Source organism: Haliscomenobacter sp. (assembly GCF_033763495.1).
GTDB lineage: Bacteria > Bacteroidota > Bacteroidia > Chitinophagales > Saprospiraceae > Haliscomenobacter.
On the sequence record NZ_JANRKL010000179.1, the window covers coordinates 24,511 to 31,866 of the forward strand.

General features: G+C 48.2%; 5 protein-coding genes and 1 pseudogene. 3 read left to right on the top strand and 3 right to left on the bottom strand.

Annotated elements, in window-relative coordinates; translation table 11 throughout:
- Nucleotides 1-5: 5 nt before the first annotated feature.
- The 3 genes from SFV55_RS19490 to SFV55_RS19500 all read right to left on the bottom strand — a co-directional run bounded on the left by SFV55_RS19490 (nucleotide 6) and on the right by SFV55_RS19500 (nucleotide 2,783).
- Complete coding sequence (locus SFV55_RS19490; protein WP_320031216.1) at nucleotides 6-986, bottom strand: succinylglutamate desuccinylase/aspartoacylase family protein; 981 nt, start codon at nucleotides 984-986, stop codon at nucleotides 6-8.
- Nucleotides 983-2,446 carry a hypothetical protein gene (locus SFV55_RS19495; RefSeq protein WP_320031217.1) on the bottom strand — a complete coding sequence of 488 codons (1,464 nt, stop codon included), beginning with the start codon at nucleotides 2,444-2,446 and terminating at the stop codon, nucleotides 983-985. The genes SFV55_RS19490 and SFV55_RS19495 overlap by 4 nt, the downstream gene beginning before the upstream one ends.
- A 175-nt stretch (nucleotides 2,447-2,621) precedes the next feature.
- Nucleotides 2,622-2,783, bottom strand: a complete 162-nt coding sequence (locus SFV55_RS19500; protein WP_320031218.1) for a hypothetical protein — start codon at nucleotides 2,781-2,783, stop codon at nucleotides 2,622-2,624.
- A 257-nt stretch (nucleotides 2,784-3,040) separates the two neighbouring features.
- Between SFV55_RS19500 and SFV55_RS19505 the strand changes: the two genes are divergently transcribed.
- The 3 genes and pseudogenes from SFV55_RS19505 to SFV55_RS30250 form a co-directional block, all read left to right on the top strand.
- Entirely contained in the window at nucleotides 3,041-5,656 is a 2,616-nt protein-coding gene (locus SFV55_RS19505; protein ID WP_320031219.1) for a glycoside hydrolase family 3 C-terminal domain-containing protein, read from the top strand.
- 10 nt (nucleotides 5,657-5,666) lie between these two features.
- Complete coding sequence (locus SFV55_RS19510; protein WP_320031220.1) at nucleotides 5,667-7,160, top strand: biopolymer transporter TolR; 1,494 nt, start codon at nucleotides 5,667-5,669, stop codon at nucleotides 7,158-7,160.
- Between the two features lie 58 nt (nucleotides 7,161-7,218).
- Nucleotides 7,219-7,356 (top strand): annotated as a pseudogene (locus SFV55_RS30250) (acetyl-CoA C-acyltransferase); the annotation flags it as partial.

Sequence of the window (7,356 nt, forward strand, 5' to 3'; positions counted from 1 at the left end):
GTAATTTATTCCAAAACCCCTAAATGAATAATTCGCCCACCCGTTTGGTTGATGGGATCTACACTTTTGCCGATGACGATACCATTTTCTGGTGCCGTGTATTCTTTGATTACATCGCCAAAGATGTTGCGCAGCGTAGCAATGGTTTCGCCAGCGTACACCAATTCTCCAACATTGGGTGCAACCGTCAAAATCCCCCCTGAGTCAGAATGAATCCAGTAAGAGTTTTTACAGATATAGGGCCTGGCTTCGGGCAGTTCAATCGCTCCTTCGGTCATTTGTAATTGGCAAAGCAAATTGTAAATGCCCGTCAAGCCCGAACGCAGAAAACCTTTGTGAAAGGTGTGCGGGCTGCCTACTTCCAGCGTAATGGCGTATATCCCCAGCGAATCCGCCGCACCGCGCAGGGAGCCATCCGAAGGCAGGTTGTGTACGATGACCTGGGCATTTTGTAAAATAGCCATTTCCCGGCAAATGGGATCATCCAGATCAGCCCGAATGTAATGGGTATTGACCCTGCCAAAGCTGGCCGTATGTAAATCCAGCAGGTAATCAAAATAACGAATGATGCGGTCCACCAGGCGAAAGGCGTAGACCTGGCTGTTGCTGCCATCGGCCCGCCCTGGCATTACCCGGTTGAGGTCGGTGCCATCGATGAAGTTCCGTTCCTTGATGAGCAGCGAAGGAATATTGATCACCGGAACCCCAATTACTGTTCCGGCCAATTTATCAAGCTCCACCTCCTGAAAAAAGCGCTGTATCAGGGGGATACCATTGATCTCATTGCCCCGAATTGCGGCAGTGATACCCAGTACCGGGCCATCTTTGCGGCCACGCGCTACAATGACCGGGATGTACACGGGTAGCCCCATTCCGTCAGAAATGAGGTGTAACCAAAAACGACGAATGCTGCCTTGAGGCACTTTGCTTAAGTCGAGGCGGCGAATAACTTCGGTATGCGTATCGGTATGGGCAAATGGATTCATAGCGCGATTTCTTCAAGCAAAGATGGATCATTGTTGATCGATTTGAAATACTTCATTCGGAAACGCCCCTGGGGATTGACCAGGTTTTGCGCCATTTTATCGATGGCAACCGTAGAAAACACGGTTTGAATGTAGGCTTCAATCAGGTCATCCAGTCCGATGCCCAGTTTATTAAAATCTCGTCGATCCATCAAAACCAGGCGGTTGGTATCACTATCAAATGTACCATCAGGGTTTTTGATGGAGAGGTTGGTACCCAGCATATCCCAGGATTCACAGCCATCTTCCAGTATATCTTCCAGCGGTTTGCGCGCCCGGCGAGCGTATACACATAGGGGTAAAATACCTTCTTCGGTGGAGCTAACCATCATGCGCAGGTCTGCTACGTACGTTTTGCCATTGGCGGTGGGGATGGTCCCAACGTGGTATAATTTGCCCGAAGAGGTAGTTGAACTCCAGTTGTAATTGCCAATCAGGCTTTGCACGATAAAGCGATCATACGGGAAATCCTCCGCCATAAATGCGTCCAATTCTCCTTGATTCACAATGGTATAAACGCCTTGGCCAGCATTGCTGTAGGGGACTTTCACTACTGCCTGGCCGCCCATTTCGGCTACTTTTTGGGGAATGGCCTCCTTGCTCACATCCCAAATGGTTTGAGGGATGTTGATGCGTATTCCTTTGTCTTCCCATTCCGCGTTGAATTGCTCATACGCTTTAGCAGCGACCATCTTGTTGCGACCACCAGCCAGACAAGCTACCACGGGGTTGAAAATGCGGGTTTTGGTATGCAAATGCAAACGATTCCAGGGGCGTTGGGTCACATAGCGAAAAGCGGCGCGAATCGGATGCCATTCGCCATTTTCGTCCAACACCTCCATCTGTGCATCAGCATTGTAACGCACTGGCGGGTTGGTATCTTCGTTGAAAAAGGGAACAAAAAACACATCCTCTTTCATTACATCGGCGATCACTGCTGCATATCCCGAAGCTTCCATGTAGTTTTTATCGTACAAAACGGCTAAAGCTCCTTGAACCCCCGTGCGTTTTTTTTGCAAAAAGGGTTTGAAGGTCCGCTCAATGAGCATGCGGTAACCGCCTTGCTCCTTGTGGTCATCGGTAAGAGGCATTGATTTTTGGCCGGAGGGGCAGGAGTTGTTTTCAATGATGACCATCTGGCGGCGCGCACTGGCCGAGGTCACATTGAGCAAATCGGCGCCAGCCCAAAGAAAATGTTTGCATTTATAATTGAGCAATTCAGCCAGCGCCTCTGCTTTAACCACTGGATGCAGGTGGCAATACCGATTGATCATTCTTTCCCGACTGAGGTTGAGGAAAAAAAGAACCATAGGGTGGATGGTCGCATTCAGTGCTTTGGGATACCAATGCCGATGTGCCTCAAACTCACCAGGGTGAACAAGCTTAGCTGCTTTGGGTGGCAGTACTTCAGAAAGGATCATTGGTAAAGGGTGTTATGGTTAACTGGGGTGAAAAGTACATAGAAAAAATCAGAAGCGTACGTTTGGATAAGATTTTCGAAGGTAGGAATATCCAATACTGCTCGAAGTCAAGGGTCATTCAATCAAAGATCAGGTGTCGGTGGGATGAAAAATGAATTGAATGACCCTTGAGTTTTTAGTTTTCGTCGTCCTCAGCGTCCAATAGCCATTTTTTAGGGTTATTGTATTTGGGCTTTTCCTTGGAGGGGCCCATGTTTTTCTTGTTTTTGTCCTTGACAAATTCAGTGTCATCGTACTGACGACCACTAGTTTTCTTTTTTGGTTCTTTCTTTTTCATGACTCTGCGTGTTTACAGCAAAAAGCGCAAAGCAGTTGTTTTTTTTGCCTGCAACTTGATGCGAGCACAGATTTTGGTGAAACAATGTTAAGTCACTTCCAAATGTCCCTGAAAAGATAAAATCAAAAATTAATTTTGGCAAGTGTTGAGTATAGAAAAATTATTAAGATGGTGTTTTCAGGCACTACACTTCGCTTCAAATTGGGTTAATATCCTTATCTTTGTTTACTTTCATTTTGTTTTTTTAAACTATAAACATGCAAAAACTATTCGTACTCATAGCGGTATGTGCCCTCAACTTGTGCCATGCCCAGAGTTACAAAGACTATCCCATGTGGGATCCTGCCTTGCCTTTTGAAAAAAGGGTACAAGACCTGGTTGCTCGCCTGAGCCTTGATGAAAAAGTAAGCCAAATGCTCAATGCTGCACCAGCTATTCCTCGTTTGGGCATACCCGCCTATGATTGGTGGAATGAAGTACTGCACGGGGTGGCCCGAACCCCTTTCCGAGTTACGGTGTACCCTCAAGCCATTGGTATGGCCGCTACCTGGGACACCAGTTCACTGGCTACAATGGCCCATTATTCTGCTTTGGAAGGCCGGGCAGTATTCAACAAAGCTACTGCCTTGGGGCGCAACAATGAGCGTTACCTGGGCCTGACTTATTGGACGCCGAACATCAACATCTTCCGGGATCCGCGCTGGGGCCGCGGCCAGGAAACCTATGGCGAAGATCCCTTTTTGACCGCGATGATGGGCAGGGCCTTTGTGCGCAGTTTACAGGGCGATGACCCCAAATACCTCAAAGCGGCGGCTTGCGCCAAACATTTTGCCGTGCACAGTGGCCCTGAACCCTCACGACATTCCGACAATTTTAACCCCAGCGATTACGATCTCTGGGACACCTATCTACCCGCATTTAAAGAGTTGATCACCAAAGCCAATGTTGAAGGGGTCATGTGTGCCTACAATGCTTTTTATGGTCAACCCTGTTGTGGGAGCGATGTTCTGATGACCGATATTTTGCGCAATCAGTGGAAATTCAAAGGGTATGTGACCAGTGATTGTTGGGCCATCGACGATTTTTTCAAATACCACAAAACCCATCCAGATGCTACCACTTCCGCGGTTGACGCCGTCCTGCACGGCACCGATGTGGAATGTGGCACAGCAGTATACAAGTCCTTGTTGGATGGGGTAAAAAATGGCATGATCAAGGAAAGTCAGCTGGATGTGTCGCTGACCCGCCTGTTTATGACCCGGTATCGTTTGGGGATGTTTGATCCGGTCTCTATGGTGAAGTACGCCCAAACACCCCAGTCCGTTATGGAGGCCCCTGAGCACCAGGCTCATGCCCTAAAAATGGCACGCCAATCGATGGTTTTGCTGAAAAATGAAGGGAATACTTTGCCCTTGCGCAAAACCATCAAAAAAATTGCCGTGCTGGGTCCTAATGCCGATAACAGGATTGCAGTGTTGGGCAATTACAATGGTATTCCTACCGAGATCGTGACCGCATTGCAGGGCATCAAAAACAAACTTGGTAAAGACGTGGAGGTCATTTATGAAAAGGCCATCAACTTTACCAATGATACTTTATTGACGTATACCGATGTAGCCAAACAGTACAGTTGGGAAGGAAAAACGGGTTTTAAAGCTGAATATTTCAACAATGTCACCCTGCAAGGCAACCCCGAAACCACCAAAATGGAAACCGAAGTGGATCACTTGTGGCAGGAAGGCCAGGCGGTAGAGGGGAGTATCCGTGCCTATAACTTTTCGGCGCGTTACACCACCCAATTCAAGGCAGACAAAGACGGCTACATCACCTTCGAAGTAGAAGCCGATGATGGTTACCGCTTTTTGGTCAACGACAAAGAAGTACTCAACGCCTGGGTGCGCAACCGTTGGGGAGCCCGCACCTATCGGCTGGATACCCGCAAAGACGAAGTGTACAAACTCACCCTGGAATACTGGCAAGGTGAAGGCAAGGCCAATGTGCACCTGCGTGCGGGACTTTTTGCCAAATCAAACCTCGATGCCGTTGTTAATAAAGTAAAGGACGCCGACGTGATTGTGTATGTCGGAGGCATTTCGCCACAGTTGGAGGGAGAAGAGATGCAGGTGAATTTGCCTGGTTTTAATGGCGGTGACCGAACCTCGATTTTGTTACCAGCTGTGCAAACTGAATTTTTGAAAAAACTCAAAACCAGTGGCAAACCCGTTGTGTTCGTCATGATGACCGGAAGCGCCGTGGCCCTGCCCTACGAGCAACAAAACATCCCGGTGATTCTCAACGCCTGGTACGGGGGCCAAAGCGCAGGTACCGCCATAGCCGATGTCCTTTTTGGAGATTACAACCCTGCCGGACGTTTACCCGTGACTTTTTACAAAAGTGATAGCGACCTGCCCGATTTTAAAAGTTACGACATGAGCAATCGGACTTACCGCTATTTCAAAGGGGAAACCTTGTATCCATTTGGTTACGGTTTGAGCTTTAGCACCTTTTTATACAGCAACATCAAAGCGCCCACATCTATAAAATCCGGTCAGCCCATCACGCTTAGTGTAACGGTTAAAAATACGGGCAAAAGAGATGGCGAGGAGGTGGTCCAATTGTATCTGGCCTACCCTGATGCCAAAGGTAGAGCACCCATCCGAACCTTGAAGGGCTTCAAACGCATTTCACTAAAGGCGGGTGAAAGCCAAACCGTATCCTTTACGCTTTCGCCAGAACAGTGTGCCTTACTCGATGAAAAAGGCCAAAGTTCTCAACCCAAGGGTAAGTTGGAAATCAGCCTGGGCGGTGGGCAACCCAAGCAAAAACAAAGTATGACGAGTAATGTGTTGGTAAAAACTGTACAAATCCTCTAATTCCCTCAACATGAAAACAGTACTTTTTTTTGCACTCTGCCTTTTTTCACTCAATCTGATCGCTCAAGACAAATTGGGCGTATTTGACCACCATGAAGATGTGGGCAATCCTTCCATGAAAGGCTCTGCGACTTACAATCCCGAAACCCAGCAATACACCATGGAAAGTGCAGGCATCAACATGTGGGACAAAGCAGATCAATTTCACTTTTTGTGGAAAAAAATCAAGGGCGATTTTATCATAACGGCCAGCATCCAGTTCATTGGCAAAGGCACCAACCCGCACCGCAAAATTGGCATCATTGCCCGGGACAAACTCACAACTGACTCCCGTTATGCGGATGCCTGTGTACACGGCGACGACCTGACTTCACTACAATACCGCTCCAGCGATGGCGCCATAACGGAACAAGTGGAACTCTCTGTTTTTCACCCTACCGACATCGAACTCCAACGCATTGGCAACAAGTTCATCTTTTCCGCCGCTGTATTTGGGGAAAATTACAAGTCGGTGAGTAAAGAAATCGAGCTTGCTGAGGAAGTGTTCGCCGGGCTTTTTATTTGCTCACATGAGGACAAGGTGGTTGAAAAAGCCGTTTTTAGCAATGTGCGCATCATCATTCCAGCCGCAAAAGACTTTCGGCCATACCGCGATTACATCGGCAGCCACATTGAAGTGATGGAGGTGCAAACGGGTTTGCGCAAAATCCTGCATTCGGCGCCCAATTCCCTGCAAGCGCCCAATTGGACTAAGGATGGCAAAACCCTGATTTACAATTCCGAAGGTTTGTTGTACAACTATGATTTAGCTTCGGGTGCCATCAGTAAGTTGAATTCCGGTCCTGCTACCAACAACAACAACGACCACGTTCTCTCATTTAACGGCAAAAACATTGCCATCAGCAATCACATGGGGACGACCAGAATTTCGACCCTCTTCACTTTGCCCATCACGGGTTCGGACAATCCAGTAGCCATCACCGCACCTGAATCGGGGCATTCGTACCTGCACGGCTGGTCCCCCAATGGCAAAAGTTTACTCTTTACAGGCCAAAGAAACAAACAGTACGACATTTGGTCGGTCGACATTGCCACCAAAAAAGAAACCCAACTGACCAACACGCTCACCCTGGACGATAGCCCGGAATACACCCCCGATGGAAAATGGATTTATTTCAACTCCGTGCGCACTGGAACCATGAAGCTTTGGCGCATGAAACCCGATGGCAGCCAACAAGAGCAGGTTACTTTTGATGAATACAACGACTGGTTTCCACACATTTCGCCCGATGGTAAGTGGATCGTGTACCTCTCTTACCCCAAGGAAATCAACCCAACTGACCACCCTTGGTACCAAAAAATCTACCTGCGCCTGATGCCAGCCAGTGGAGGTATTGCCCGGAATATTGCTTACGTGTATGGCGGACAGGGGACTATCAATGTGCCATCCTGGTCGCCGGATAGCAAACGGATTGCTTTTGTGAGCAACACGCAATTGAAGTAAGTAAAATCGTATGGTTTTGGGCAAAAGCACTAACTTTAGCCCAAAACCATACCATCTCATGTCCGATGCCTTTATTTTCGACGCCCTGCGTACCCCGCGTGGTCGTGGAAAAACCAACGGATCATTGTACGAAGTCAAACCACTGGACTTGCTGGGCACTGCCCTGGAAAAGCTCCGACTGCGCAATCAACTGGAT

Coding starts and splice junctions, on each gene's coding strand:
- SFV55_RS19490 (WP_320031216.1), bottom strand. CDS start 986: ATGAATCCATTTGCCCATACCGATACGCATACCGAAGTTATTCGCCGC.
- SFV55_RS19495 (WP_320031217.1), bottom strand. CDS start 2,446: ATGATCCTTTCTGAAGTACTGCCACCCAAAGCAGCTAAGCTTGTTCAC.
- SFV55_RS19500 (WP_320031218.1), bottom strand. CDS start 2,783: ATGAAAAAGAAAGAACCAAAAAAGAAAACTAGTGGTCGTCAGTACGAT.
- SFV55_RS19505 (WP_320031219.1), top strand. CDS start 3,041: ATGCAAAAACTATTCGTACTCATAGCGGTATGTGCCCTCAACTTGTGC.
- SFV55_RS19510 (WP_320031220.1), top strand. CDS start 5,667: ATGAAAACAGTACTTTTTTTTGCACTCTGCCTTTTTTCACTCAATCTG.